Origin of the sequence: Pseudomonas sp. COW5 (genome assembly GCF_026240005.1) — a bacterium.
Classification (GTDB): Bacteria; Pseudomonadota; Gammaproteobacteria; order Pseudomonadales; family Pseudomonadaceae; genus Aquipseudomonas; species Aquipseudomonas kribbensis.
In genome coordinates this window covers 1,977,325-2,002,036 of sequence record NZ_JAPHVP010000001.1, presented here as the reverse complement: position 1 = coordinate 2,002,036, position 24,712 = coordinate 1,977,325, and the positions used below count along the sequence as shown (strand labels likewise).

The following is a 24,712-nucleotide window of genomic DNA, read 5'->3' as shown; positions in this document are numbered from 1 at the left end:
AGTGCCGGTGGGCGCGAGTGCAGACTTGCAAATATGCCCGCCACACAACGCACGGGGGACGGATGGTCGGGGGGTTGCTTATCGCCCGAAGCAGTGGCGATATAGGCGCCTAATAAAATTTCAGGGGTCGTTCCATGTCGTTCGCCACGTTGATTCACCGCGCCAGTCTTCCAGGCCCACAGGTCACTGCAGAGCAGGCCTTGCAGGTACTGTCGCAGCATTACGGGCTGGGCGGCACGTTGCAGGCGCTGGGCAGTCAGCAGGACCTCAACTATCGCGTGGACAGTGAGCGTGGGCGGTTCGTGCTGAAGATCTGCCGGGGCGACTATTCACTGGTGGAGTTGCAGGCCCAGCACGCCGGCCTGAAGTATCTGGCCGAACATTGCGATGTCCACGTTCCCCGGGTCATCCCGGCCAATGACGGCCAGGACCTGTTGTCTCTGGAGATCGGCGGTGAAGCGGTGCACGTGCGGCTGCTCGATTACATCGAAGGTCAACCGCTGACTGCGCTCGATCATCTTGGCCACGAAGTCGTCGCCGGATTCGGTCGGCTCTGCGGCGAAATGGACCTGGCACTGGCCGGGTTCGACCACCCGGGGCTAGAACGCACCTTGCAGTGGGACGCGCGCCACGCCAGCGCACTGATCGAGCATCTGCTGCCGGTGATCGAGGATCAGCAGCGCGCACTGATCGCCGAGGCCGCCGAACAGGCCCGTCGCCGACTGCAACCGTTGCTGGAAAAGCTCCCGGTGCAGGCGATCCACATGGACATCACCGACGACAATGTGGTCTGGCAACGTGATGCCCGGCGGCACTGGCAGTTGCAGGGCGTCATCGATTTCGGCGATCTGGTTCGTACCTGGCGCATCACTGATCTGTCGGTCACCTGTGCCGCGTTGCTGCATCACGCCGGGGGCGATCCGTTCGTGATCCTGCCGGCGGTGCAGGCCTATCACGCGGTCAATCCGCTGCAACACGAAGAATTGCAGGCGCTGTGGCCGCTGATCGTGGCGCGGGCGGCGGTGCTGGTGCTCAGTGGCGAGCAACAGGTCAGCATCGACCCGGGCAATACCTACAGCCGCGACAATCTCACCCATGAGTGGGAAATCTTCCGGGTCGCGACGTCGGTGCCGCTGGCGCTGATGGAGGCGGCGATTCTCTCGGCGGTCGGGCAGGCATTGCCGGCCATCGACAGTGAAGGCTTCGCACCATTGTTGCCGGGTCTGGTCGGGCGCGAATTCGCGTTGATTGATCTGGGTGTATTGAGCGCGCATTTCGAGGCCGGTAACTGGGAACAGCCAGGCATCGATCAACGCCTGTTGAATGAAGCCGCTGCTGTCCACGGTCTCGCCGCCAGTCGATACGGGCAGTACCGTTTGTCCCGCACCCAGCCTGACAGCGCCGAGGAGCCAGAAACATTTCCGCTGCACGTCGAGTTGCGCGTACCTCAGGGTACGGCGGTGGAAGCGCCGTTTGCGGGTGTGCTGCGCCAGTCGGCCGACGGCGCGCTGCGACTTGACGGCCCGCAACTGAGCCTGCGCCTGTGGGGCGTGACGCCGTCGTTGCAGGGTGGTGCGGCGTTGGTCAAAGGACAGGTGCTCGGTTCGGTGGACGGGCCGCTGATTGTGCAACTGATCCGCGATGAGCATCTGGAGGTGCCGCTGTTCTGTACGCCGACCCGCGCGCCGGCGTGGCAGGCGCTGTCGCCATCGCCGGCAGCACTGCTGGGCCTGGCCTGCGACGCCGAGCCGGAGCTGGACGCGAAAACCCTGCTGGCGCGCCGCGACGCCAGTTTCGCCCGCACTCAAAAACACTATTACGTCGACCCGCCACGTATCGAGCGCGGCTGGCGCAATCACCTGATCGACATGCAGGGCCGCTCCTACCTCGACATGCTCAATAACGTCGCGGTACTCGGGCATGGTCATCCGCGCATGGCGGCGGTCGCGAGCCGACAGTGGTCGCTGCTCAACACCAACTCGCGGTTCAACTATGCGGCCGTCGCGGAGTTTTCCGAACGCTTGCTGAAACTGGCGCCGGAAGGCATGGACCGGGTGTTCCTGGTCAACAGCGGCAGCGAGGCCAACGATCTGGCAATCCGTCTGGCCTGGGCCTACAGCGGCGGGCGCGACATGCTCAGTGTGCTGGAGGCTTATCACGGCTGGACGGTCGGCGCGGATGCGGTATCGACGTCGATTGCCGATAACCCGCAAGCCCTGAGCAGCCGTCCGGACTGGGTGCACCCGGTGACTGCGCCGAACATCTATCGCGGTGAATTCAGGGGGCTCGATTCGGCGCCGGATTACGTGCGCAGTGTCGAACACAACCTTGCGAAAATCGACGAGCAGAAACGGCAACTGGCCGGATTCATCTGCGAGCCGGTCTACGGCAATGCGGGCGGGATTTCGCTGCCGCCGGGCTACCTGAAAAAGGTTTATGAACTGGTGCGCGCCCGGGGCGGGGTGTGCATCGCCGACGAGGTGCAAGTCGGATACGGGCGCATGGGCCACTTCTTCTGGGGCTTCGAAGAGCAAGGCGTGGTGCCGGACATCATCACCATGGCCAAAGGTATGGGCAACGGCCAGCCGTTGGGCGCGGTGATCACCCGCCGGGAAATCGCCGAAGCGCTGGAGGCCGAGGGCTACTTCTTCTCGTCCGCCGGCGGCAGTCCGGTGAGCTGCCAGATCGGCATGGCGGTGCTCGATGTCATGGAAGAAGAAAAGCTCTGGGAAAATGCCCAGGTGGTCGGCGGGCACTTCAAGCAGCGGCTGGAGGCGTTGATCGATAAACATCCGCTGGTCGGCGCGGTGCATGGCTCGGGGTTCTATCTGGGGGTCGAACTGATCCGCAATCGACAGACCCTCGAGCCGGCGACCGAAGAAACCACGTTGCTGTGCGATCGTCTGCGAGAGCTGGGGATCTTCATGCAGCCGACCGGCGATGACCTGAACATCCTCAAAATCAAACCGCCGATGGTCACTTCGCGTCAGAGTGTGGATTTCTTTGTCGACATGCTGTCGAAGGTGCTGGAAGAAGGCCTCTGAGCCTGTGGTAGTCCGATTAATGCCGATTTCTATCGGTATTAATCGGCAAAATCAAAAATCGTAATTTGTTTTTCGCTTTTAAAGTCGATATTTATCGTTTATAAAGTCGCCATCGTCCGTCGTCCAAACCTGTTCGGCGCGTTGAACAACCTCGACCGTTCCCTGGAGTCCTGATCGACATGACCACCTTGAAAAGTACCCCACGCGCCGATGGCTTCTACATGCCGGCCGAATGGGCGCCGCAAACCCAGACCTGGATGATCTGGCCCGAGCGTCCGGACAACTGGCGTCTGGGCGGCAAGCCGGCGCAGGCCGCTCATGCCGCCGTGGCCAAGGCCATTGCGCGTTTCGAACCAGTGACCGTGGCGGTCTCCGCTGGCCAGTACGAAAACGCTCGCGCGCGCCTCGATGTACCGAATATCCGCGTGGTCGAGATGTCCAGCGATGACGCCTGGGTCCGCGACAGCGGTCCGACGTTCGTGATCAACAACAGCGGCGAAGTGCGCGGTGTGAACTGGGATTTCAACGCCTGGGGCGGTTTTGATGGCGGTCTGTATTCGCCGTGGAACCGCGATTCCCAGGTTGGCGGCAAGATCCTCGAAATCGAGCGCAGCCCGCGCTACCGCACCGAAGGCTTCGTGCTTGAGGGCGGTTCGATTCACGTCGACGGCGAAGGCACCCTGATCACCACCGAAGAATGCTTGCTCAACCGCAATCGCAACCCGCACCTGAACCGCGAAGAAATCGAAGCGGTGCTGCGCGACAACCTGTCGGTGGACAAGATCATCTGGCTGCCGGACGGCCTGTTCAACGACGAAACCGACGGCCATGTGGATAACTTCTGCTGCTACGTGCGTCCGGGTGAAGTGCTGCTGGCGTGGACCGACGATCCGCAGGACCCGAACTACCCGCGCTGCCAGGCTGCGATGAAAGTGCTGGAAAGCAGCACCGACGCCAAGGGCCGCCCGTTCACGGTGCACAAGATGCCGATCCCGGGGCCGCTGTTTGCCACCGAAGAGGAATGCGCGGGCGTGGATCCGGTGGACGGCACTCAGGAGCGCAACCCGAGCGTGCGTCTGGCCGGTTCATACGTGAACTTCCTGATCGTCAACGGCGGCATCATCGCGCCAAGCTTCGACGATCCGATGGACGCGCCAGCCCGGGAGATCCTGCAGAAACTGTTCCCGCAGCACGAAGTGGTGATGGTGCCGGGCCGCGAACTGTTACTGGGTGGGGGCAACATTCACTGCCTTACCCAACAGCAACCCGCGCCGCACAAAGAGTGAGTGCGGATGTAACAGCTTGAGTTGATTGGAAAATCGACCGGGCAGTCATTTGTTGCCCTCGCTTGAAGAGAAACCCGCAGCCCGTCAGGACTGCGGGTTTCTTTATGTCCGCCGGTCGACAATTTCATTACGTTGGCATAGCTCTTGTATCGCTCAGGACGCACTAGGGAGGGGGGAGAACTTCAACAGTTCTGTCATAAACCTTGGATAACGTAGCCGCTCACGAACGGGGAGAGAGCGCTGAAATGAACGCCGAAGTGAACGTAATCAGCGAGCGGACGTTGCATCCCATGGCTGTAAATAGTGAGTCGCTCCAGATTGTCGCGCACTGGTTGAAGTCCAATGGAACGCGTCAGATCAGGGAACCTGATCCGCGCCGGATGATGATCGAGCGTTACCCCGCTGGCCTGTTCAGCGAGGCCGAACTGGATGCACTTTGGGATGTGATGGAAGGATAAGAAGAACAAACAAGGATTGTAAAAAGCGCTGCCGGGATGGCAGCGCTTTTTTTATGGGCGCGAATCAGAAGCTGTAGGTGCCGGTCATGACCAGGCTGCGCGGTGCGCCCGGCTGGATCTGGAAGGCGCTGGTGGCCGACGAGTAATACTCGCGGTCGGTGATGTTGTTCAGCGCTGCGCGCAAGTCCCAGTCCTTGTGGCGGTAGCCGACCAGGGCGTCCCAGCGACCGTAGCCCGGCAACACGGTGGTGTTGGCGTTGTCGGCGTAACGCTGACCGACCATGGTCAGGCCGGTTTCGCCGTACCAGCCCATCTCCGGTTTCCAGGTCAGGAACAGGCTGCCGTTGTGCTTGGCGACGTTGTTGACGCGTTTGCCTTCCAGGCCGTTGTTGTCCTTCTCGATGGTCGCGTCCTGCACACCAACGCCACCGCGCACGTACCAGTTGCCGACGATCTTGCCGGTGCCGGTCAGTTCGATCCCGCGTGAACGTTGCAGGCCGCTGAGTACGGTCAGAGTCGGGTCGTTTGGATCAGTGGTGCGGCGGTTGTAGAGCTCCAGCTCGTAGATCGCCAGGGTGGTGCTCAGGCGATCGTCGAGCCAGTCACTCTTGACCCCGATTTCCTTCTGCTTGGTCAGCTCCGGGCTCAGGTCGTTGGTGTTGCCGGCCGCACCCGGGGTGATACCGATCAGACCGCCGCCGACCGGCGAGAACGTTTTGGTCCACGAAGCGTAGAACGAGTGATTCTGCAACGGCGTCCAGACCACGCCGAAACGCGGACTGGTGCTGTGGCTGTCACGGTCTTCGGAAATGTTGCGCAGCTTGTTGGTCGACTCGATGTCGAAAGTGTCGTAGCGCAGGCCGGCCAGCAGTTGCCATTGATCGTTCAGGCGCAGTTGATCCTGAACGTAGATCGCGCGGCTTTCGACTTCAGTGTGGCTGCTGCTCGACACCTGCATGCGCCCGGTGTGGCGCTGGCTGCGATCCGGGTTGTATAGATCCAGCGACGGCACCGGCTGAGTGCCCCGGCCAGTGGCCGCGTTGTACAACGTCGGGTCGCGGCGCTGGCTGCCGGTTTCGATCCCGGTCAGCAGACGATGTTCGAGGCCGAAGGTATCGAATCCGCCTTCCAGCTCGACGTTGTTGTAGACGTTGCGGGTGGTCAGGTCCTGTTGCCAGTGCTGGCGGGTGACCTTGCTGGTTTTCGCGTCGAGGCCGGTGAGGTAGGTGTTGTCGAAATCGCTGTCGAGCTTGAACACACCGAGGGTGTGGCGCAGTTGCCAGTTGTCGTTGAGTTCATAGCTGAGTCGCGAGCGCAAGGATTGCGTCTTGTCGTCGATGAAGTCGTGATCGTTGCCGTAGGTCGTGTCCCGGCCGACATCCGCCGGACGTCCACCGACGCCGGGAATACCGCGATCCGGCGTGCGGTTGTAGCGGCTGTATTCGTATTGCACCAGCCAGTTCAGGTCAGGCGTGAGCTGCCAGCTCATCGACGGCGCGAACAATTTACGGTTGCCACTGACGCCGTCGCGGAAGCTGTTCTCGTCCATGTTGCCCATGTTCAGGCGCAGGCTGATGTTCTCGCTCGGGTCGGCGCTGAGGTCGGCGTACAGGCTGCGCAGATCTTCGCTGCCGCCTTGGGCCTCGATGGTCGAGCGGCGGCCGGCCTCGGGTGCTTTGCTGACGCGATTGACGATCCCGCCCTGGCTGCCACGGCCGTACAGCACGGCGGCCGGGCCCTTGAGCACTTCGACGCGCTCGATGTTGTGCAGATCGCGCTTGTATTGGCTGTCGTCGCGGATGCCGTCCAGATAGAAGTCGTTGCTGGCATCGAAACCCCGGATGCGCAGGCTGTCGAAGCGCGTGTCGCCTCCGCCACTGACGTTGGGAATCCCGCTCAGGGCGTCTTCGATGTCATTGATGCCGTAGTCCGCGACGTTGGCGGTCTTGATCGAGTCGATCGCCTGCGGCACGTAGCGCACCGGGGTGGACGTGCGGGTCGCGGTGTTGCTGACTTTTACGCGTGGGTCGTCAGCCTGCGCTTCGGCGCTGATCGACGTGGCGGGAAGCTCGGTCGCGGAGTAAGCGAAACCGGAGGACAAAAAGGCAGAAAGCCCAAGCGTGACGGGCGTGAGACGGAACGGGGCAGGCATTGAAAAGCGCATCCGAAAGGGTGGAAGAATTCGAGCGCGCGAATGGTAATGCTTTGCATTTGCTTCCGTTAATTATTCCGGGAAAGTTCCGTTGTTTGATTGTGTCAATTTGTTTCTGGTTTGTATCTGCGCGGATAACGACTGCATTCGACCGATTGCCGAAACAGACTGAAAGCCATTCCGGCGTTTTTCCGCAACCGCCGAGGGACTAACGTGGCTGCCATCGATTTCCCGGAGTTTTCAGATGATCCTTCACTACATTTACGACCCTCTGTGCGGCTGGTGCTACGGCGCCAAACCTTTGGTCCAGGCCGCACAACAAGTGTTGCCGGTGATCGCCCACGCGGGCGGCATGATGACGGGTGCCAACCGTCAGAGCGTTTCACCGCAACTGCGCAATTACGTGATGCCCCACGACCGGCGCATTGCCGAATACACCGGACAGCCGTTCGGCGAAGCCTATTTCGAAGGCCTGTTGCGTGATCACACGGCGGTATTTGATTCCGCTCCGCCGATTGCCGCAGTCATGGCAGCGCAAAGCATCGATGGGCGTGGCCTGGAACTACTGGGTCGTTTGCAAACCGCACACTATGTAGAAGGCCGGCGAATTGCCGATGAGTCTGTCCTCGTGGAGTGCGCCGTAGCGCTGGGCTACGAGGCGGACACTTTCCTCAACACTCTGCAGGCAACCGATACCGATCAACACATAAAGAGCAGCCGCGCATTGTTGGCGAAACTCGGCGGCCAGGGCTTCCCGACCTTCGCGCTGGAACAGGACGGCCACTTCACCCTGATCGATATCGGCCCGTGGCTCGGCAAACCGCAGGCGTTTGCACAATGGTTGAGCGAGTCGATTCCGTCGGCATCCGACGCGCAATCCTTGCCGGTCTGTGGCCTTGACGGTTGTGCGTGACCGGGCATCAAATCCCTGACTACAGGCATTTCCCCGCACGAAGCTTTCGAAAAATTTACTTTTATTAGACGATTTTTGCCTATTTAAAGACGATTCTTGAAATTGACACATTGTTCAGGGCGCGGCTACGATTCGGCCCAACGCCTGTGGCTAACCGCCATGACTCAAAATCAGGAGCAGGCCCGCCATGACATTGTCTTGAGCGGGCCTTTTTGTTTCGGGGTGAATAAAAGAGTGCATCAAGCGCCGTTTCAGCCGTTCGACACAGCGCGTTTCAACCCGTAATAAGGAAAACAAAATGTTGAACAAGCGGATCAGTCTGATCGCATTGGGGATGTTGAGCGCCACTCAGGCCATGGCTAACGACCAGGCCGAGTCCAAGGGTTTTGTTGAAGACAGCAGCCTGAAAGTGCTGCTGCGCAATGCCTACATCAATCGTGACTACAAAGACGGCAACAAGGACAAATCCGAGTGGGGCCAGGCGGCCATCGGTACGTTCTCGTCCGGTTTCACCCAGGGTACTGTCGGTGTCGGCGTTGACGCATTCGGCCTGTACGCCCTGAACCTGGAGCGCAGCGAAGATCGCAGCGGTGCCGGCGGCATCGACTTCTTCAAGAAGGGCGACAGCGGCAAACCGGCCAACGACCTGTCCAAGGGCGGCGCAGCGGTGAAATTCCGCCTGTCCAACACCACCCTGACTTACGGCGACCAGATGCCGGCCCTGCCGGTGCTGAACTACGACAACTCGCGTCTGCTGCCGGAAAGCTACACCGGTACCTTGATCACTTCCAAAGAGATCAAAGGTCTGCAACTGGATGCCGGTCGTTTCACTGCCGAATCGCGCAAGAGCGCTGAAGGCCGTGACAGCGGTGGTCTGAAGTCGATCAACGTATTGGGCGGTAGTTACCAGTTCACCGAACAGTTCAAGGCTGCGCTGTACGCTTCCGACGTCGAAGACGTGCTGAAGAAGCAATACGTGAACGCCAACTACGTGTTCCCGATCGACAAGGATCAGTCCCTGACCCTGGACTTCAACGGTTACCGCACCAAGCTGGACAACTCCTATGTCCGCGAAAACGGTGTGACCGGCGACGACAACAAGATCTGGAGCCTGGCAGCGACCTTCGCCACCGGCCCGCACTCGTTCACCGTGGCGCACCAGCGTTCCACCGGCGACAGCAACCTGGGTTACGCCTACGGCGGCTACCAGAAAGGTCAGGGTCGCGTGGGTGACGGTGGCAACACCATCTACCTGGCCAACTCCTACTGGTCGGACTTCAACGCTGAAGACGAGCGCAGCTGGCAGCTGGGCTACGGCCTGGACTTCGGCGCATTCGGCGTACCGGGTCTGAGCTACAACTTCGCGTACGTGCGTGGCGACAACATCACCACGTCCACCAGCGAAGGCGGCACCGAGCGCGAAATCTTCAACCAGTTCAAGTACGTCGTGCAAAGTGGCCCGGCCAAAGACCTGAGCGTGAAAGTACGTAGCTCGATCCTGCGTGTTTCGCAGAAATCCAGCGAATACAACGTCAGCGGCAACGAGCTGCGTGTGTTCGTGGATTACCCGATCAACATCTTCTGATGATCGGTTGAACCCGCAAAAAGCGATAAAAAACCCCGACTGGTTCGGGGTTTTTTTTTGACGGTTTTTCTGAAAAAAACATGAAAACCCGTGTTTTTGTCATTTGAAATGCACTTTCAGGCCGTTTCAAATCGCGTTTCAAGCAGGGCTTTAAATGCCTGAAATTCTTTCTCATGGACGCAAATTCTCCACCTAATAGATTAGGCCGCTCAATGCAGCGGAGAATTTGGTAATGATCGTTTTAACCAGAGAAGTGGGCGAATCGCTACGGCGCGACAAGTACGCCAATGTGCAGGGTGCTGACTTCAATCTCTACGGTCATTTCGCCGACTTCGTCAGACTGACCAAAAGTTGGGAAAACATGGAGCCTGACAGTTACTACGGTCAGGCCGAAGCCGGCATGCGTTACCGTCGTTACAGCGACTTTGAATACAACCCCAAGACTCGCGAGCTGAAGCAGCTGGAACATCGCGCGTACGTGCAGTCCAAGGAGAACAACGCCTATGTGGGCGGTGTGGTGCGGCACTTCCAGGACTTCTCGGACGAAGTCATCGAATCGCCGGTGATGCGCAGCCTGATCGACACCGATTTCGAAGTGTACAAAAGCGTGCTGCCGGAAGAGCTGCATGATGAAATCTGGCAATGCCAGATCCATCAGATCCGCATCGAGATCAAACCCGGCAAACAACTGGAAATCACGCCGGAAGGCATTCACTGCGACGGTTATCCGTTCAGCGGTGTGCACTTCTGGGGCCGTAACAATGTCGAGGGTGCCGAAAGCCGCCTGTACGACATTCACGAGCAGCAACTGGCGTCGACCACCTACCAGGAAATCCTCGACACCACTTACTTCCTCGACCGCGACATGCGCCACTACGTGACACCGGCGCGCAACACCCACTCCCATGCCATGGCGTACCGGCAGATTCTGGCGATTTCCTTCTCGCGGCCCGGGACCGCTTTCGACATTGTTCGCTAATCAGATCACCCAAATAGACGGCGTCGAATGCTCGACGCCGGTGGTGCTGCGGCGCGCGACGGCCAAGGACGCGCAGCGCATGGAGCGCTTCTTCCGCCAGTTCGACGAAGTGTCGTTCTGTGAATGGCAGGACGCCAAGTGCCTGCGCGGCGTGCTGATCCAGAAAACCACCACGGCGTATCTGGCCTTCGACGTCGATGGCGAGATCGTCGGTGCGGTGCTGGGCGGCATGCTCGGCAGTCGCGGCACCATCAACCATCTGGCGGTCAGCCTGCGCTATCGCAGCCAGGGCGTCGGCCAGCGACTGGTGGAAGCGGCGTCGGCCGACATGAAACGGGTCGGTGTGCTGCGGATGTTCCTGTTCGTCGATGATGCTAACCTCGCGGGCAAGCGTTTCTGGACTGCCCAGGGTTTCTGCGAACCTCACGGCGAACGGACATTTGAGAGGGATCTATGAATGAAACATCCGGCAGTGCGCCGCTGATGGTCGACCGTCAGCCGTCGCGCACGTTTGCCGAAGCCAGCCCGGTGGTGGCCGGTTATTTCACCGTGTCGTTCGTGTTCGGGCTGATGGCGGTCAACGCCGGGCTGCCGCTGTGGCTGCCGGTGGCAATGTGTCTGTTCGTGTATGCCGGGGCTTCGCAGTTCGCGGCGCTGGCGCTGATCAGCAGCGGTGCGTCGCTGACCACCATCGTGCTGACCACGTTCCTGATCAATGCGCGGCACATGCTGATGTCGGTCTACATGGCGAAGGCCCTGCGGGCGCTGGGCCTGAGCCGCATGGAGCGCTGGTGCTACGCTGGCGGCCTGACCGACGAATCGTTCGCCTTCCACAGCGTCAAGCTCGGCACCGGTGCGCCGGTGAACATCCGTTATCTGATCGGCTTCAACCTGTTCTGCCACACCTCCTGGGTGATCGGCGGATTGCTCGGGGCCCTGTGCGCGCAGTACGCGTCGCACCTGATCAAATACCAGCTCGACTACGCGCTGACCGCGATGATGCTTTATGTGCTGGTCTCGCTGTGCAACACCCGCAACAAACTCATCGCCGCCCTGGCCGCGGTGATCTGCATGGGCGCTCTGAGTCTGGTTGGCAGCTCGCCGTTCAACGTTTTCATCGCCACGTTTGTGGGCTGCGGAGTCGGTGTATGCCTGACCAAACGTTCCTGATTCTGGTGGTCGCGCTGATGATGGCCGTGACCTTTCTGCCTCGGGCGCTACCGTTGCAGGTCAACACCGAGCACTGGCCGCCCTTCGTCGCCCGGGCGCTGGAATACCTGCCGGTGGCGATCGTCGCTGCGATCAGCCTGACACCCTTGTTGATCAAGGATCAGCACATACAGCTCGATCGCCCGGAATTCTATGCAGCGATTCCGACGCTGTTATGTGCGTATTTCAGCAAAAACCTCTTTCTCAGTGTGGCGGTTGGGACGGCTGCGTACATTGCGCTCGGCTCGTTCATGTAGCGGCAGATCGACCACGTCGTTCAACGCCTGGCCGGACAGATCCGGATTGTTCACCGCCAGGCGCACTTCGAGGAAATCCTCGAACCCGGGGAAAATCGTCAGGCCGTTCTTCTGCGCGGCCTCGCGAGAGACCATGCCGACGGCGTCCATCTGCGTGATGAGCGACAGGGTCAGCGTTTCGCTGCAGGAATAAATCGTCCGCTGACTGTTCTCGTGATTGCCCAGCCCGGCGTCGAGAAAACGCAAAAAACTGTGGGAATACGGGCAATCTTCTGCAGGACGTACCTGGAACTTGTTGCCAAGCAATGTCAGCGGATCGTTCTCCTGACCGCAGTGCGCGCCGACCACCTGCACCTGCACTTCCGGCAGGACAATGCTCGGCAATCCCGGACGCTGAGGACCGATCAGCACTGCGAGGTCGAAGTCTTCGTTTTTCAGCTTGCTGAGATTTTCCATCGACTCGGCGTAGCTGAATTCCATTTGGTAATCGGGAAACACGTCGATCAGGCGTCCGATCAGTCGCCGGTTGAAATCCGGGTCCAGCGTGGTGTTCAACGCCACTTTCAACGTGCGCTGTCCCGGCACCTTCAATGCTTCGACTTTCTCTTCCATCTGCCGCGTGGCTATCAGCACTCTGTCCATATAGGGCGTCAGCTCGGTGCCTTGCGGCGTCAGCGTCAAACCTTTGTTGGAACGGCGAAACAAGCGGAAACCGAACTGTTCTTCGACCTTGTTCAACTGCGCGGCCAGGGCCTGCACGGTCAGGCACGAATGCTCAGCTGCGGCCGACAACGAGCCGGTCTGCACGATGCGCATGAGGTTGCGTAAGGTTCTGCTATCCATGGGTAATGCCCTCTGAAGTGGGCTGGGTATTGTTGTGTACGTGACGGCCTGAACGGCTCCATTTGCCGGCTATATTCCTGTACCTGAGCATAGTTGTCGCGCAATTAGTAGCGAATTGATGTCCCTGCCGATGGCTGGAGGCTGACACAGGATCGGGGTTTTTGGTGACGCGGGGGTGATTGGGGTCAAAAAAAGTGCACGGTTTGGGTGCGTTTGGGGGGATTTTCCGAGGGAAACGACTGACGTGAAGGATGCCTTTTGCCCGCAATTTTTACGGACAGGTCTCAGAGATCTCTGCGAATGAGCTGATATCGGCTGCCAGAGTAAGCGCATCTAATAGGTCGCATTGTCTGGAAATAGGTAATTTCGATGGTGGTTCAACGAAAACCCGAACATGTGCGGATACCCTCGCAGAAGACCGTCCGTGCCATGAGGGAAGCACTCTTGCTTCGCCAGTATTTTGGTTCGATTGATGAGCTGCTGAAGGCTCAAGAAGATGCAGAAAAAGGCGTTAAATCACGCTGAACTGGCGCGTTCGTTTGCTTGAGCTCTGATGTTGTTGTTACAGGCTATTTATTACACCACCTCACAAATGAAGTACTCCACCCCTACTTTTTCCCCTCCCGGCACATGTCTAAATTGAGCTCCAACACCTGACCATCATCCCGAGGGCAGGTCACTGGAGTCGTCGTCATGCCATTTGTCAGCGTACGCATCACCCGCGACGGTGTTACCCGTGAGCAGAAAGCTCAGGTGATCGCCGAAATCACTGAAACCCTGGAACGCGTCCTCAACAAACGCCCGGACCTGACCCACATCGTGATCGAAGAAGTCGGCACCGATAACTGGGGCTACGCCGGCATCACCACCACCGAATACCGCCGGCAACTGGCGGAGCGGAATCAGTCCTGACCGCGCCCGTTGTCTTGTCGATCACCATCAATCTGTTGAGGATTTCATCATGAGCAAGTCGAAAAAAACCGTCGTTATTACCGGTGCTTCCCAAGGTCTGGGCGAAGGCATGGTCAAGGCCTTCCGTGAACTGGGCTACAACATCGTCGCCACCTCGCGCTCGATCAAACCGTCGAACGACCCGCAGATCCTGACCATCGCCGGCGACATCTGCGATCCGGCTACTGCTCAACGCGTGATCAGCGAAGGCGTGGCTCGCTTCGGTCGTATCGACACCCTGGTCAACAACGCCGGCATCTTCGTCGCCAAGCCGTTCACCGCCTACACCCCGGAAGACTACGCGGCGGTGCTGTCGGTCAACCTCAACGGCTTCTTCTACATCACCCAACTGGCCATCGCCGAAATGGAAAAACAGGGCAAGGGCCACGTGGTCAACATCACCACCAGCCTGGTCGACCACGCCATCGACGGCGTGCCCTCGGTCCTCGCGTCACTGACCAAGGGTGGCCTCAACGCCGCCACCAAATCCCTGGCCATCGAATACGCCAAACGCGGAATCCGGGTGAACGCGGTATCGCCGGGCATCATCAAAACGCCGATGCATGGCGAAGAAACCCACGCGGCACTGGGTGCGCTGCATCCGGTTGGGCATATGGGCGAGATCGACGATATTGCGCAGGCAGTGGTGTATCTCGATAACGCGAACTTTGTGACAGGCGAGATTCTGCATGTGGACGGTGGGCAGAGCGCTGGGCACTGATTGATGCGGGAACACAAAGCCCTTGCAGAGATGCGAGGGCTTTTTTGTGGGCGACGGTTTATGGATCCGGACTCAGGACTTTGACTGCGTCATCGACCAGCGCCTTGCTCAACTCCTGCAAGTATTGCGAGGCGCAGGCGTGGAGTTCTGGATCGTTGGCGGCAGAAGTATCTGAGGTGAGCAATTTGGAAATGTGTAGCAGATGCGAGGCGTGGGAGAGGGCGGTGACGACCGGGACGCCGGGGTTGGTGCGGAAGAGGGCGTGGTTGGACTGGAAGGAAAAGTGGGTGAGGCCGAGGGTTTTCAGATCGTGGGGATGGGTCATGGCTTCACCTACCGTTTGTTGGAAGGTGGAAAGGGCAGACTTTGGACGGATCAATGCTAATCATTTGTGAAACTCCCTGTATCAAATGAGCGCTGCCAATTCGTTATCAGGCGAATGGGTGGCAGCTATGCGCAGGCTGATAAACCGGAGATACAGGAACCCGGCAGACCCGAAGGTCTCCCACGCACAGCCGCCATTACACGGAATTGCAGGCATAAAAAAGCGCCGGCAATCGTGGGTTGGGGCGCTGGTGCGCCTGTATCTTACGCGGGTTATCAGGCCCGGTCGCTGAATTGGCAGCGACGGGTTTGACGGTAGCGTGGGGGGAGAGTTGAGCGCAATCGTGGCCAGGTGGTGGCGGAGGCTAGCGATGTTCCAGATGTGCGCATGCAACAGTTATGTTGCATGCGCAGCAAATATGTTGCACATTCGCTCGACCGAAACAGCGAGTGATGCACATGAAGTACAGCGAGTTTCGGCGATGGTTGAAAGCCCAAGGCGTCGAGTTCCAAACCGGCAGGGGTAGTCATTTCAAGGTTTCCTTGAATGGCAAATCAACTGTCTTTCCCGACCACGGAGCCAAGGAAATCGGCGAAGGGTTGAGAAAATCGATAATCAAACAGCTGGGCCTCAAGGATTGAGGCCCAGTTGTACCCTATGAGAGGAAGCGTAATGTTCGAATATGCGTTGGAAGTCCACGAAGAGCCGGGCAGTGTCTGGTTGTCCTGCGCAGAAATTCCAGAGATGCACGCCGCTGGCGACACCCTCGAGGAAGCACTCGACGGCGCCATTGATGCAATGGAAACGGCATTGTCGATCTACGTTGATGATCGCCGGTTGATTCCGACAGGTGATGCGGGAGAACAGGAAAGTGACGCGGTATTGCGTCTGCCTGCACTGACTGCGGCAAAGGTTGGGCTCTGGAATACGCTTCTGGAGTCTGGGGTGAGCAAGGCTGAACTGGCACGACGCTTAGGTGTGCAACGACCCCAGGTAGATCGGTTAGTCGATTTCCTGCATCACTCCAAGATTGAGAATGTTGAGCGTGCGTTGCAGCAACTTGGGCGCCGGATTTTGCTTTCGGTTGAGGCTGCGTAGGTTCACCAACTGAGCGTTGGAGAAAAGTAATTGGATGATGAAATAGCGGTGGTCAATGAACTGGAGCAATTCCAGCAGGACTTGCTGGACTCTGGCCGCCAAATGAAGGCGGGAAAAGCTGCTCGTGTGACAGAGGTGCCACTCTCGGCGGCGGCTGAAGCGCGGGCCAAGGTGGGCGTTTCGCAGAGCGCATTTGCCAAGTTGATCGGTGTGAGTCTGCGGACGTTGCAGGATTGGGGGCAGGGTCGCAGGCAGCCGACAGGCGCGGCACAGACATTGTTACGTGTTGCTAGCCAGCATCCGGAAGCATTGCAGGATTTGCAGCCAGCCTGAGTTGAAATCGTCTACGGATTGTTCCGACTAGAACCGGCTATGCAATTGTCGGCGATCGGAGATGTGGACGAAATGTAGACGTTCCATAAACAACGAAGCCCTTGCATTTCTGCAGAGGCTATGGTGCGGCACCAGACGAACGGTAGCTTGCGGCGAGGCTAGGTTTTCTGCGGGTCTGGAATTCGCTGGAAGATTCGGCTACCTCAATTAGTAGCTATAAATAAATCAGCTAGTTATGGCTTTCTGTGGAATCGAACCCGGAATGCGGGATGCTGAATAAATTTCGCGCCGGTGTTCTGGGCCGCCGCTGGCGATCCGTTCCACTGCCGGAGGCTTGTCTCTGGTCCACTTCTTACCATTTATGCACAGGCCCAGCTAACGAGGAGTTGAACTATCGCCGCGCCATAAATCCTGCTGATCAGATTTGATCCGAAGCCTGTCGTGACGGCATATTGGTCCAAACCGATGGAGGCCTTGGTCATGAGCGCAGCAAAAAAGTTTCACGCCCAAATCGATGGCAAACAGATTCAGGGCTGGGTGGTGAAAGACGGGCGCTCATACCTAGCTTATGCGGATTTTCGCGGAAAACAGATCGTTGTCCGTGGAAGTTCCGAACCAAATGCCATTAGCAAATGGCGCGAGGAAGCCAACTACGCAGCTAACGAATAGGACATTCAATTCCAGGCGAGCACCCCATGACCCCTACGACCAGAAAAAACAAGCCGATGATTGCGAAATATGAGGGCTTGAGTCAGTCGTAAAGCGCGCCTATGACGTCTTTTGAAAAAAAACTCAGAAAAATCAGTTTTTTTTTCACGATAGGGGAGGCTTTTATGACCCCCACTGAAGGCGTGGATGTCTTCCTCCTTAGAGGCGTAGCTTTCTCCCTCCAGGAGACATTATCGACTCCCAAAACATACTCATCGCTAAACACATCCAACTTTGAAACACATTTAGCAAATCGAGACACAGTAAACTTAACTTATGGGGCTGACACAGGCGCCTCCCCCCCCACCGTTGCCAGCCCTGTTTAGAGCCACCATACTCCAGCCAACGGCAAATTAAGGGGGATCAGGGGATGACTAAGTTAACGACAACGGTGAAGGCGAAAAAGCCGGCGCCGGTAGAAAGCAAGGAAATCGAGAAACGATGGGGAAAGGATTTGGTAGCGGCGGGATGGACAGCCATTCCCAATGTGCTTTTCGACTGTTCACAACAACTGGGGCTGAAACACCTGCATATCGTGATTATTCTGCATCTGGCCGGCTACTGGTGGCAGGCGGGCAATGATCCTTATCCGACCAAAGAGACCCTTGCTAAGAAAATTGGGGTAACGGCCCGGACAATCCAGCGGTCAATCGCCGAGCTTGAGGAAATGAAATTCATCACTCGACACGCCCGAAAGTCGAAGTTGGGCGGCAACCTCGCGAATCGCTATTCCTTCGATGGGATCATCGAGGCCGCTACCCCCTACGCTAAAGCCATCGTGGACGCGCGCGAGAAGCAAAAAGCTACTGGTGACGGCCGTGCTACACGTAAAAAGCCAGCCACTTTGGAATTGGTCAAATAAGAGGACAGCGGTGGACGATTCAGTCGTCGAACCCCAAGGAAGTACGACGATGAACAAAACCGCTACACAACTGGGTGATGAAAGCCTGGCAGATGCCTTCCGTGAGTTGATGAGTGTCGTCATCAGCATGCACGAGGCAGGTGTCGAATTAAGCCAGGTGCAGCATGCGCCTGAATTCACCTACTTGCTGACTCCCAAGCAGTTTGACCGGATAAAGCGTATATGCCGTGAAAAGGGCTGGCCGGAGCCAAACCGGAGGGGCATTTTGATTGATCTTCAAGCCATCGCTCATCCATTGGATTCTCGCGAGAGCAAAGACCACTGCACCCCAGAAGAAGCTTTGCAGATCCTGGTGAACGCGTACTGCGCTTACAGCCAGATAGGCTTGAACAAGCCCAAGCATGCTCAGGGTATTCTCTTTAACACCGGCAGAAAGGTCAGCGTAGGCAATGGAAGCTATTACGCCTTGGCGGTCGTAAAAGTATGCGAGGACGGGGCTATAAGGTACTTGGCCCCGGTTACTGCGTATCACGCAACCGAGGCCAAGATCCGAAACATTAAGTGACTACGAGGAAGGACGGCCTCGAAGGCAAGTCTCCTGCACTGAAGCAGAACAACCCATATGCCTGCGATTTCCCTTCATATGACCCTGGCTAGCCAGGCCTTCGCAGCTCCGCCGACAAATTTTCTGCTGTCTGCGTAGTCGAGGTCAATGTTAAGCAAGCGCTAAGCAAATTGCAAACATTTCTCCCCCCCTCCAGTCCCCTACGCCTCCCCCCCTAGATTCCCAGAGGAGAAACGGTGACGGAGAAAAGGTGACAGATTTATTTTTCAGACGCGGCAGGATTGGGAGCAAGGTCGCAGGCAGCCGACAGGCGCGGCACAGACATTGTTACGTGTTGCTAGCCAGCATCCGGAAGCATTGCGGGATTTGCAGCCAGCCTGAGTTGAAATCGTCTACGGATTGTTCCGATTAGAACTGGCAATGCGGTTGCCGGCGATCGGAGATGTGGACGAAATGTGGACACTCCAGAAACAACAAAGCCCCTGCATTTCTGCAGGGGCTTTGTTTTGTATGGTGCCGGCACCAGGAATCGAACCCGGGACCTACTGATTACAAGTCAGTTGCTCTACCATCTGAGCTATACCGGCGTGTGGGCGACGATTATAGCGACTGGGTTGGTTCTGTAAACCCCTGAATTCTGACTATTTTTGCGCGGGCTTTGATCAGGCTCGGCGCAGGACGTTGCGCAGTTTCTGGATGGCTCGCCAGGCGCGGTTGTTCTGGAGGGCGCGCAGTTGGGCTTCGGCGTGTTCGGCGCGTTGCGTGGCGGCGCTGATTTGCGCCAGGGCTTCGGCTTCGCCGGGGCTGACGGGGTGGGCGAAGGGGTGGCCGAGGCACAGCTGGAAGTTGTCGAGCTGGCAGGGCGGCATGTCGAAGGCGGGTTTGAGGTTCAGGTGTTCGTCGGCCAGGAAGTAGCTGTTGAGGCCGTCGAAGCAGACGTTGGTGTAGCCGGCGTCGGTGATCAGGTGTTCCCAGGTGTGGTCGCGTTCGAACGGTGTTTCGATGAGGATGATCCACGGGCGGAAGCGGGCGAAGTCCATGCCGCGTAGCACGGTTTCCTCGTGGCCTTCGACGTCGATTTTCAGGAAGTGGATTTCGCGGCCGGCGACGTGTTCTTCGCAGATCGAGGTCAGGGTGCGGGCCTTGACGGTGAGGCTGCGCACATCGAGGCCGAGGTCGCGACGCTCCTGGGCGGTGACCGGGTCGGCGGTGGACAGGCCGGTGCCGGGAATGCCGTAGAAGGTCACTTCGCCGGGTTCATCGCTGGCGATGCATTGCAGCGTGGTGTCGCGGGGGCGTTGCTGGCGCAGGGCGTCGTGGAAGTTCTGCATCGGCTCGACGTTGATGCCGCTCCAGCCGCGATCATAGAACGCCTTGGTCACCGAGTCGTGGGTCGGGTCGTTGGCGCCGACATCTATATAGAAGCCGTTCTCGAAGAATTTAAGGGCGCGCCACAGGCGGATGTCTTCGAAATTCTGTGCGTAAGAGATGAACGTCACGGTCGCTCCCTGTCGGTCAGGTTCTTCTTGTTCGTGCGTGTGCTGCCGGCACGGTGTGAGCCTGTATAGCAAGGGTGGTTGGCCGGTGCAATTTTCCGCTCCTCCCGTCCGCGATTCGGCGGTTATGTCCTTTTGCTTGGGGGCTTATGCACAACGGGCTTTGAAGAGAGCGCGCTTAGAGGGGATTTTGTGGACGGGTTCTCATTTGATGCGCAAATCCCTGTTTTACCGGTTTTTTATTTGTTTGAACAAAAAATGACCAAGGCTGTTAATGGCTTGAAACAGGCGTGGATATTGGATCCACGAGAATTCCATCAACAGAGTTATCCACAGGCTGTAAAGATTTAAGCGCGTTCCGCCAGTAACAGGAAATTGCGCGGTGTGAGCGGCGCTTCGCAGAAGGTGCCGAGGCGTACGACGTATCCCTGCTCGGTGAGGAAAAGTGCCCGATCAAGGTTCAGCCAAAGCTCCAGCGGGCGTCGGAACAGTCCTCGCAGCAATTCCAGGTTGCGAACTTCGGCCAACCGCTGCCAACCGGCGGCTTCCAGTGCCGGCCAATTCTGCTCGCCGACTGTGGATAACTCTTTCAGCGCTGCCAGGTCGCGGCAGAAATCGGCGAACGGTTTTTCCAGCCATGCGCTTGGCAGGGAAGGTGTCGGCAGGTATTCCTCGACGCCGCGCACTTGCCGTTGCAGCAGATCGAAAGCCAGTCGGCGGGCCATGGAAGTATCGCGTTGACGTCGGACGCGGGCACCGGCGGTGACGGTTTCGCTCATGGGCAGCGACAGATCTTCCAGTGAGAGCTGTAGGGCAGAGCGCGAGCCGGCGCAGGACAACGTCTGATATTCCGTGCGACTGATCCGGTTATAGCAACACGGTGCGATCGCCAATTGTCGACATCCAGTCACCGAAGCCAGTTGCATCAGTCGCACATGCAAGTCACCGCAAGCGTGCAGGGCGACAGGTGTGTGTTCGCTGTTCAGCAATAAAGCCGTGTCCGCCGCGAGCACATCCTGCTCGACATGCAGCGCATGCAGGTGGTGACGCTCGCTCAGCACCTGACCGCTGGCAACCAGCGCCGGGTCATATTCCAGGCAGGTGAGTTGCTGGTCGACACCGAGCAGGCGCCGCCCCAAATGGCCTTTGCCCGAACACCAGTCCAGCCAGTGCTTCGGTTGCGAGGTGAACGACAAGCGGCTGGCGAACGCCTCGATCTGCTTCCATTTGCGCCCCGGCACATCGACATTCAGGCGATGGCCAGCAGCTTCCAGTGAATGTGCGGGCAACTCACCCACCGCACTCAGTTCAAGCGACAGTGCCGCCAATGAAGCAAACGGCTCCGGCGCACTCAAGAGTTCGGCAGGGTTGTTGTGAGCGTTTTCCGCATCTTCCAGTGAGCGTCCACGTAGCCACGAGGCCAGCTCCGGGCAGGGCGCTTCCCAAGGAAGTTGCAGATGAGTAAACGGGCGGGGTTTCCACAGCGGCTGATGTGCTGTGAGAAATGTATCCAGTGCCGTGAAACGGGCGAGTAAGTCCTCGCCCGTCAGCACGCTGGAAACATCAGCGTCCTTGGCAGGCATCGACGCGCAACCATCGCTCCAGCTGCTTGAACGCCTGAACGAGTACAAACGACATCAGCAGGTAAATGACGCCTGCGGTGAAGAACATATCCACTGTCAGGTAGTTGCGGGCAATGATGGTGCGGGTGATGCCAGTAAGTTCGAGCAAGGTCACCGTGCTCGCCAGAGAACTGGCCTTCAGCATCAGAATGACTTCGTTGCTGTAGGCCGGCAGAGCGATGCGCGCGGCGCGGGGCAGGACGATATAGAACAATGCCTTGGCCTTGGACATGCCCAGTGCGCGTGCGGCTTCGATTTCCCCCGGCGGGATGGCTTGAATGGCGCCACGCAGGATCTCGGCGATGTAAGCGGCTGTATGCAAAGTCATCGTGGCAGTGGCACACCAGAATGGATCTCGCAGGTACTGCCACATGAAGCTGCCGCGTACGGCGTCGAACTGAGCCAGGCCGTAGTAGACCAGGAACAGTTGCACGAGCAACGGAGTGCCCCGGAAGAAAAAGATGTAAGCGTAAGGAAAAGCGCGGACAAACCAGAGTTTGGAGGAGCGAGCGATGCCCAGAGGAATCGCCAGCAGCAACCCGAGAATAACGGCAATGCCCACCAGTTCAAGTGTCAGCAGGGCGCCCTGAAAGAACTTCGGCAGCCACTTGTAGATGACTTCCCATTCCATTACGTCGTCCTCACGAAGCCACGAGCGGCGCGTTTTTCCAAGAAGTGCATAGAGATCATCGCCAGTATGGTCAGGACCAGATACATGAAGGCAGCAACCAGATAGAAGGTGAATGGATGCTTGGCGAAGGTCACGGCGTTCTGCGCATTGCGCATGATTTCTTCCAGACCGATGACCGACACCAGCGCGGTGTCTTTCATCAGAATCATGAACAGGTTGCCAAGGCCTGGCAGGGCGATACGCCACATCTGCGGCATGATCAGCCGGGTGAAAATCCGCCATTTCGACAGGCCCAAGGCTTGGCCGGCCTCACGATGGCCTTTGGGAATGGCCAGGATCGCACCACGAAAGACTTCCGTGGCATAGGCGCCGAAGCACAGTCCGAGGGCGGTTACGCCTGCCACGAAAGGGCTCAGTGCCAGGTCGGGATTACCAAAGTATTCGCCAATGGCATTCATCGTCTTGATGGTGCCGAGGTAGATCAGCAGAACCCATAGCAGTTCCGGCACACCACGTACGAGGGTCGAGTAGGTTTCGCCAAGCCACTGCAGCGGCTTGAACGGGGAGGTCTTGGCCAGGGCGCCGAGCAGACCGAGCACCAGCCCGACGCACAGGGCCGAGAGTGCCAGTTTGACGGTCATCAGCGCGCCGGCGAGTAGCACCGGGCCGAATCCGTAGAGGTCGATAATCATGGATTTCTTTTCAAATCGCGGCAGGCAAGGCCGGGAGCCTGCACCGTCGGATCACGGCGCAGGTCCCGCACGTCAGGATCAGTAGATGCTGAACGGGAAGTACTTGTCGTTGATCTTCTTGTAGGTACCGTCAGCGACGATTTCCTTCAGTGCGGCGTTCAGCTTCTCACGCAGCGGGTCACCTTTGCGCACGGCGATGCCGATCTTGTCGCTTTCCACGACCGGGTCGCCCTTGAACTCGTAGTTCTTGCCGGCGTCGGTTTTCAGCCAGTCATAGTTGGCGTACTTGTCGGCGAGAATCGCGTCGACACGACCGGAAGTCAGGTCGAGGTAGGCGTTTTCCTGAGTGTCATAGAGTTTGACCTGGATATCGCTACCGTAGGTGTCTTCAAGCCAGGTGCCGGCCAGGGTCGCGCGTTGCGTACCGATGATCTTGCCTTTGAGCGCGTCCTTGTCGGTTTTGAAGTCGACGTTTTTCGGCGCGATGAACTGCAGCTTGTTCGAGTAGTACGGGTCGGTGAAGTCCACCGCGCCCTTGCGCTCGTCGGTGATCGACAGCGAGGAAATCAGGAAGTCGAACTTCTTGGCGTTCAGAGCCGGGATGATGCCGTCCCAGTCGGAAGTCACGACGCTGCATTCGACTTTCATCTTGGCGCACAGGGCATCGCCGATGTCTTTGTCGAAGCCAACAACCTGGCCGCTGGCGTCTTTATTGTTGAACGGCGGGTAAGCGGCTTCGATGCCCATCTTCAGGGTCTCGGCCATGGCGCCGGCGCTGAACGCCAGGGAGACGGCGGCGGCCAGGAAGACCTTTTTGTAGTTCTGCATGCGGGTAGCTCCGTTAGCGGTTGCTGGACATGAATTGTTTGCAGCGCGCCGAAAGCGGGTTTTCGAACACCTGCTGTGGCGATCCTTGCTCTTCGACCAGGCCCTGGTGGAGGAATACCACTTCACTGGACACCTGACGGGCGAACCCCATTTCGTGGGTCACGAGCAGCATGGTGCGGCCTTCTTCGGCCAATGCGCGGATGACATTAAGTACTTCCTGGACCATTTCCGGGTCAAGGGCGGAGGTGGGCTCGTCGAACAGGATCACCTTGGGTTGCATCGCCAGCGTGCGGGCAATCGCCGCGCGCTGTTGCTGGCCGCCGGACAGTTGCGCCGGGTAGGCGTGGCGCTTGTCGGCGATGCCGACCTTGGCCAGCAGGGCTTCGGCGACTTCGATGGCTTCGGCCTTGCTCTGGCCGAGCACGCGGCGCGGGGCTTCGATGATGTTGTCGAGCACGCTCATGTGCGGCCACAGATTAAAGTTTTGAAACACAAAACCAATCTCGGAGCGCAGGCGATTGATCTGCTTGCCATCGGCGGCAACCAGTTCGCCATTCTTGGCGGCCTTGAGCTTGAGTTCTTCCCCGGCGACCAGGATCTGGCCCTGGTGCGGGTTTTCCAACAGGTTGATGCAACGCAGGAACGTGGACTTGCCGGAACCGGAGGAACCGAGGATCGAGATCACATCGCCGTCGCGGGCGGTCAGCGAGATGCCTTTGAGCACCTCAAGCTGTCCGTAGCGTTTGTGCAGGTTGCGGATTTCAAGCGCGGGCGTGGCCTCAGCCATGTGCGTTCCTCATATATGTTGCGCTCCAGCTGTTGGTGGCCTTCCTGGCGAGGCGGCCAAGCTAGCATAGCGTTTCAATGGCAGCCAACAGCGCTACGAGCGGTAAACGGATGGCGTGTGGCAGGTTGTCGCATCAGCGCAGCAGACTGTCGCCCCGTCAACAACCGAACGGGCGTTTGAACGTTGATTCCCGTGGGTGTCGCGTAAAAAAAGGCGCGATGTTGCCACCTTTGGCGGGGTGTTGGAAGCGCTATCCGGCCGAACGTTCCTCATTCGCCCTTTTATTGTGCATCCCGCACTTTTTCAGTGTGTTTCTGGTGCGCTCGTTCGTTTGAAAAGTGAGTCGCAGGGTAACGCTTTGGCGAAA

At 58.4% G+C, this 24,712-nt stretch carries 27 protein-coding genes, 1 tRNA gene and 1 pseudogene; 19 read left to right on the top strand and 10 right to left on the bottom strand.

The window, feature by feature from the left end; genetic code table 11:
* Window positions 1-134 precede the first annotated feature (134 nt).
* The 3 genes from OQ248_RS09065 (at window position 135) to OQ248_RS09055 (ending at window position 4,788) form a co-directional block, all read left to right on the top strand.
* On the top strand, window positions 135-3,044 hold the full coding sequence (locus OQ248_RS09065; RefSeq protein WP_265812633.1) for an aminotransferase: 2,910 nt from the start codon (window positions 135-137) through the stop codon (window positions 3,042-3,044).
* Between the two features lie 179 nt (window positions 3,045-3,223).
* Window positions 3,224-4,330 (top strand): agmatine deiminase, encoded by a 1,107-nt coding sequence (gene aguA / locus OQ248_RS09060; RefSeq protein WP_114881031.1) that lies wholly within the window; start codon window positions 3,224-3,226, stop codon window positions 4,328-4,330.
* Between the two features lie 245 nt (window positions 4,331-4,575).
* On the top strand, window positions 4,576-4,788 hold the full coding sequence (locus OQ248_RS09055; protein WP_065257771.1) for a hypothetical protein: 213 nt from the start codon (window positions 4,576-4,578) through the stop codon (window positions 4,786-4,788).
* 64 nt (window positions 4,789-4,852) lie between these two features.
* On the opposite strand, the gene OQ248_RS09050 is transcribed toward OQ248_RS09055, so the two are convergent.
* A complete protein-coding gene (locus OQ248_RS09050; RefSeq protein ID WP_265812632.1) occupies window positions 4,853-6,940 on the bottom strand; it encodes a TonB-dependent siderophore receptor in 2,088 nt (695 codons plus the stop codon).
* A gap of 244 nt (window positions 6,941-7,184) precedes the next feature.
* Between OQ248_RS09050 and OQ248_RS09045 the strand changes: the two genes are divergently transcribed.
* From OQ248_RS09045 to OQ248_RS09020, 6 genes are all read left to right on the top strand, one after another.
* Window positions 7,185-7,853 carry a DsbA family protein gene (locus tag OQ248_RS09045; protein WP_265812631.1) on the top strand — a complete coding sequence of 223 codons (669 nt, stop codon included), beginning with the start codon at window positions 7,185-7,187 and terminating at the stop codon, window positions 7,851-7,853.
* A gap of 298 nt (window positions 7,854-8,151) precedes the next feature.
* The gene (locus tag OQ248_RS09040) at window positions 8,152-9,438 is read left to right on the top strand and encodes an OprD family porin (RefSeq protein WP_085733304.1); all 1,287 of its coding nucleotides are present in this window, start codon (window positions 8,152-8,154) and stop codon (window positions 9,436-9,438) included.
* Between the two features lie 232 nt (window positions 9,439-9,670).
* Window positions 9,671-10,417 carry a 2OG-Fe dioxygenase family protein gene (locus OQ248_RS09035; protein ID WP_114881035.1) on the top strand — a complete coding sequence of 249 codons (747 nt, stop codon included), beginning with the start codon at window positions 9,671-9,673 and terminating at the stop codon, window positions 10,415-10,417.
* A gap of 79 nt (window positions 10,418-10,496) precedes the next feature.
* Window positions 10,497-10,874, top strand: coding sequence for a GNAT family N-acetyltransferase (locus tag OQ248_RS09030; protein WP_265815077.1), 378 nt, complete (start codon window positions 10,497-10,499; stop codon window positions 10,872-10,874).
* Window positions 10,871-11,587 (top strand): AzlC family ABC transporter permease, encoded by a 717-nt coding sequence (locus OQ248_RS09025; RefSeq protein WP_248744155.1) that lies wholly within the window; start codon window positions 10,871-10,873, stop codon window positions 11,585-11,587. Before OQ248_RS09030 ends, OQ248_RS09025 begins: the two co-directional genes overlap by 4 nt.
* Complete coding sequence (locus OQ248_RS09020; RefSeq protein ID WP_007952614.1) at window positions 11,566-11,883, top strand: AzlD domain-containing protein; 318 nt, start codon at window positions 11,566-11,568, stop codon at window positions 11,881-11,883. The genes OQ248_RS09025 and OQ248_RS09020 overlap by 22 nt, the downstream gene beginning before the upstream one ends.
* On the opposite strand, the gene OQ248_RS09015 is transcribed toward OQ248_RS09020, so the two are convergent.
* Entirely contained in the window at window positions 11,800-12,726 is a 927-nt protein-coding gene (locus OQ248_RS09015) for a LysR family transcriptional regulator (RefSeq protein ID WP_085712740.1), read from the bottom strand. The genes OQ248_RS09020 and OQ248_RS09015 overlap by 84 nt on opposite strands.
* A 693-nt stretch (window positions 12,727-13,419) precedes the next feature.
* Here OQ248_RS09015 and OQ248_RS09010 point away from each other — a divergent pair.
* Complete coding sequence (locus OQ248_RS09010; RefSeq protein WP_265812630.1) at window positions 13,420-13,638, top strand: 4-oxalocrotonate tautomerase family protein; 219 nt, start codon at window positions 13,420-13,422, stop codon at window positions 13,636-13,638.
* Between the two features lie 49 nt (window positions 13,639-13,687).
* Window positions 13,688-14,398 carry an SDR family NAD(P)-dependent oxidoreductase gene (locus tag OQ248_RS09005; RefSeq protein ID WP_265812629.1) on the top strand — a complete coding sequence of 237 codons (711 nt, stop codon included), beginning with the start codon at window positions 13,688-13,690 and terminating at the stop codon, window positions 14,396-14,398.
* A gap of 58 nt (window positions 14,399-14,456) precedes the next feature.
* On the opposite strand, the gene OQ248_RS09000 is transcribed toward OQ248_RS09005, so the two are convergent.
* Window positions 14,457-14,723: a DUF3077 domain-containing protein gene (locus OQ248_RS09000; protein WP_163973858.1), complete on the bottom strand. Its 267-nt coding sequence runs from the start codon at window positions 14,721-14,723 to the stop codon at window positions 14,457-14,459.
* Between the two features lie 458 nt (window positions 14,724-15,181).
* On the opposite strand from OQ248_RS09000, the gene OQ248_RS08995 reads away from it, so the two are divergent.
* From OQ248_RS08995 to OQ248_RS08965, 7 genes and pseudogenes are all read left to right on the top strand, one after another.
* Window positions 15,182-15,364 carry a type II toxin-antitoxin system HicA family toxin gene (locus tag OQ248_RS08995; RefSeq protein ID WP_265812628.1) on the top strand — a complete coding sequence of 61 codons (183 nt, stop codon included), beginning with the start codon at window positions 15,182-15,184 and terminating at the stop codon, window positions 15,362-15,364.
* Window positions 15,365-15,395: 31 nt separating this feature from the next.
* The gene (locus OQ248_RS08990; protein ID WP_041475113.1) at window positions 15,396-15,821 is read left to right on the top strand and encodes a type II toxin-antitoxin system HicB family antitoxin; all 426 of its coding nucleotides are present in this window, start codon (window positions 15,396-15,398) and stop codon (window positions 15,819-15,821) included.
* A 48-nt stretch (window positions 15,822-15,869) separates the two neighbouring features.
* Window positions 15,870-16,154 carry a helix-turn-helix domain-containing protein gene (locus OQ248_RS08985; RefSeq protein ID WP_265815076.1) on the top strand — a complete coding sequence of 95 codons (285 nt, stop codon included), beginning with the start codon at window positions 15,870-15,872 and terminating at the stop codon, window positions 16,152-16,154.
* Window positions 16,155-16,634: 480 nt separating this feature from the next.
* Complete coding sequence (locus OQ248_RS08980; protein ID WP_265812627.1) at window positions 16,635-16,823, top strand: hypothetical protein; 189 nt, start codon at window positions 16,635-16,637, stop codon at window positions 16,821-16,823.
* Between the two features lie 409 nt (window positions 16,824-17,232).
* The gene (locus OQ248_RS08975) at window positions 17,233-17,724 is read left to right on the top strand and encodes a helix-turn-helix domain-containing protein (protein WP_095155734.1); all 492 of its coding nucleotides are present in this window, start codon (window positions 17,233-17,235) and stop codon (window positions 17,722-17,724) included.
* Window positions 17,725-17,773: 49 nt separating this feature from the next.
* Entirely contained in the window at window positions 17,774-18,289 is a 516-nt protein-coding gene (locus OQ248_RS08970) for a hypothetical protein (RefSeq protein ID WP_265812626.1), read from the top strand.
* A 267-nt stretch (window positions 18,290-18,556) separates the two neighbouring features.
* Window positions 18,557-18,670 (top strand): annotated as a pseudogene (locus OQ248_RS08965) (transcriptional regulator); the annotation flags it as partial.
* Between the two features lie 130 nt (window positions 18,671-18,800).
* Here OQ248_RS08965 and OQ248_RS08960 read toward each other — a convergent pair.
* Both OQ248_RS08960 and OQ248_RS08955 read right to left on the bottom strand, forming a co-directional pair.
* Window positions 18,801-18,876, bottom strand: a tRNA-Thr gene (locus OQ248_RS08960).
* Window positions 18,877-18,951: 75 nt separating this feature from the next.
* A complete protein-coding gene (locus tag OQ248_RS08955; protein ID WP_265812625.1) occupies window positions 18,952-19,788 on the bottom strand; it encodes an FkbM family methyltransferase in 837 nt (278 codons plus the stop codon).
* A 78-nt stretch (window positions 19,789-19,866) separates the two neighbouring features.
* On the opposite strand from OQ248_RS08955, the gene OQ248_RS08950 reads away from it, so the two are divergent.
* A complete protein-coding gene (locus OQ248_RS08950) occupies window positions 19,867-20,136 on the top strand; it encodes a hypothetical protein (protein WP_265812624.1) in 270 nt (89 codons plus the stop codon).
* On the opposite strand, the gene OQ248_RS08945 is transcribed toward OQ248_RS08950, so the two are convergent.
* From OQ248_RS08945 to OQ248_RS08925, 5 genes are all read right to left on the bottom strand, one after another.
* On the bottom strand, window positions 20,133-21,368 hold the full coding sequence (locus tag OQ248_RS08945; RefSeq protein WP_265812623.1) for a methyltransferase: 1,236 nt from the start codon (window positions 21,366-21,368) through the stop codon (window positions 20,133-20,135). The genes OQ248_RS08950 and OQ248_RS08945 overlap by 4 nt on opposite strands.
* Window positions 21,349-22,038: an ABC transporter permease gene (locus tag OQ248_RS08940; RefSeq protein WP_134825167.1), complete on the bottom strand. Its 690-nt coding sequence runs from the start codon at window positions 22,036-22,038 to the stop codon at window positions 21,349-21,351. The genes OQ248_RS08945 and OQ248_RS08940 overlap by 20 nt, the downstream gene beginning before the upstream one ends.
* A complete protein-coding gene (locus tag OQ248_RS08935) occupies window positions 22,038-22,730 on the bottom strand; it encodes an ABC transporter permease (protein ID WP_265812622.1) in 693 nt (230 codons plus the stop codon). The genes OQ248_RS08940 and OQ248_RS08935 overlap by 1 nt, the downstream gene beginning before the upstream one ends.
* Window positions 22,731-22,808: 78 nt before the next feature.
* Window positions 22,809-23,558 carry an ABC transporter substrate-binding protein gene (locus OQ248_RS08930; RefSeq protein ID WP_085712750.1) on the bottom strand — a complete coding sequence of 250 codons (750 nt, stop codon included), beginning with the start codon at window positions 23,556-23,558 and terminating at the stop codon, window positions 22,809-22,811.
* 13 nt (window positions 23,559-23,571) lie between these two features.
* Window positions 23,572-24,345 carry an ABC transporter ATP-binding protein gene (locus OQ248_RS08925; protein WP_007897462.1) on the bottom strand — a complete coding sequence of 258 codons (774 nt, stop codon included), beginning with the start codon at window positions 24,343-24,345 and terminating at the stop codon, window positions 23,572-23,574.
* Window positions 24,346-24,712: the final 367 nt, after the last annotated feature.

Excerpts from the sequence above, each read along its gene's own strand:
- OQ248_RS08980 (WP_265812627.1), top strand. The coding sequence starts at position 16,635 with ATGAGCGCAGCAAAAAAGTTTCACGCCCAAATCGATGGCAAACAGATT.
- OQ248_RS09025 (WP_248744155.1), top strand. The coding sequence starts at position 10,871 with ATGAATGAAACATCCGGCAGTGCGCCGCTGATGGTCGACCGTCAGCCG.
- OQ248_RS09035 (WP_114881035.1), top strand. The coding sequence starts at position 9,671 with ATGATCGTTTTAACCAGAGAAGTGGGCGAATCGCTACGGCGCGACAAG.
- OQ248_RS08940 (WP_134825167.1), bottom strand. The coding sequence starts at position 22,038 with ATGGAATGGGAAGTCATCTACAAGTGGCTGCCGAAGTTCTTTCAGGGC.
- aguA (WP_114881031.1), top strand. The coding sequence starts at position 3,224 with ATGACCACCTTGAAAAGTACCCCACGCGCCGATGGCTTCTACATGCCG.
- OQ248_RS09030 (WP_265815077.1), top strand. The coding sequence starts at position 10,497 with ATGGAGCGCTTCTTCCGCCAGTTCGACGAAGTGTCGTTCTGTGAATGG.
- OQ248_RS08975 (WP_095155734.1), top strand. The coding sequence starts at position 17,233 with ATGACTAAGTTAACGACAACGGTGAAGGCGAAAAAGCCGGCGCCGGTA.
- OQ248_RS09005 (WP_265812629.1), top strand. The coding sequence starts at position 13,688 with ATGAGCAAGTCGAAAAAAACCGTCGTTATTACCGGTGCTTCCCAAGGT.
- OQ248_RS09040 (WP_085733304.1), top strand. The coding sequence starts at position 8,152 with ATGTTGAACAAGCGGATCAGTCTGATCGCATTGGGGATGTTGAGCGCC.
- OQ248_RS08995 (WP_265812628.1), top strand. The coding sequence starts at position 15,182 with ATGAAGTACAGCGAGTTTCGGCGATGGTTGAAAGCCCAAGGCGTCGAG.
- OQ248_RS09045 (WP_265812631.1), top strand. The coding sequence starts at position 7,185 with ATGATCCTTCACTACATTTACGACCCTCTGTGCGGCTGGTGCTACGGC.
- OQ248_RS09000 (WP_163973858.1), bottom strand. The coding sequence starts at position 14,723 with ATGACCCATCCCCACGATCTGAAAACCCTCGGCCTCACCCACTTTTCC.
- OQ248_RS08945 (WP_265812623.1), bottom strand. The coding sequence starts at position 21,368 with ATGCCTGCCAAGGACGCTGATGTTTCCAGCGTGCTGACGGGCGAGGAC.
- OQ248_RS09065 (WP_265812633.1), top strand. The coding sequence starts at position 135 with ATGTCGTTCGCCACGTTGATTCACCGCGCCAGTCTTCCAGGCCCACAG.
- OQ248_RS08925 (WP_007897462.1), bottom strand. The coding sequence starts at position 24,345 with ATGGCTGAGGCCACGCCCGCGCTTGAAATCCGCAACCTGCACAAACGC.
- OQ248_RS09020 (WP_007952614.1), top strand. The coding sequence starts at position 11,566 with ATGCCTGACCAAACGTTCCTGATTCTGGTGGTCGCGCTGATGATGGCC.
- OQ248_RS09010 (WP_265812630.1), top strand. The coding sequence starts at position 13,420 with ATGCCATTTGTCAGCGTACGCATCACCCGCGACGGTGTTACCCGTGAG.
- OQ248_RS08930 (WP_085712750.1), bottom strand. The coding sequence starts at position 23,558 with ATGCAGAACTACAAAAAGGTCTTCCTGGCCGCCGCCGTCTCCCTGGCG.
- OQ248_RS09055 (WP_065257771.1), top strand. The coding sequence starts at position 4,576 with ATGAACGCCGAAGTGAACGTAATCAGCGAGCGGACGTTGCATCCCATG.
- OQ248_RS08970 (WP_265812626.1), top strand. The coding sequence starts at position 17,774 with ATGAACAAAACCGCTACACAACTGGGTGATGAAAGCCTGGCAGATGCC.
- OQ248_RS09015 (WP_085712740.1), bottom strand. The coding sequence starts at position 12,726 with ATGGATAGCAGAACCTTACGCAACCTCATGCGCATCGTGCAGACCGGC.
- OQ248_RS08935 (WP_265812622.1), bottom strand. The coding sequence starts at position 22,730 with ATGATTATCGACCTCTACGGATTCGGCCCGGTGCTACTCGCCGGCGCG.
- OQ248_RS09050 (WP_265812632.1), bottom strand. The coding sequence starts at position 6,940 with ATGCCTGCCCCGTTCCGTCTCACGCCCGTCACGCTTGGGCTTTCTGCC.
- OQ248_RS08990 (WP_041475113.1), top strand. The coding sequence starts at position 15,396 with ATGTTCGAATATGCGTTGGAAGTCCACGAAGAGCCGGGCAGTGTCTGG.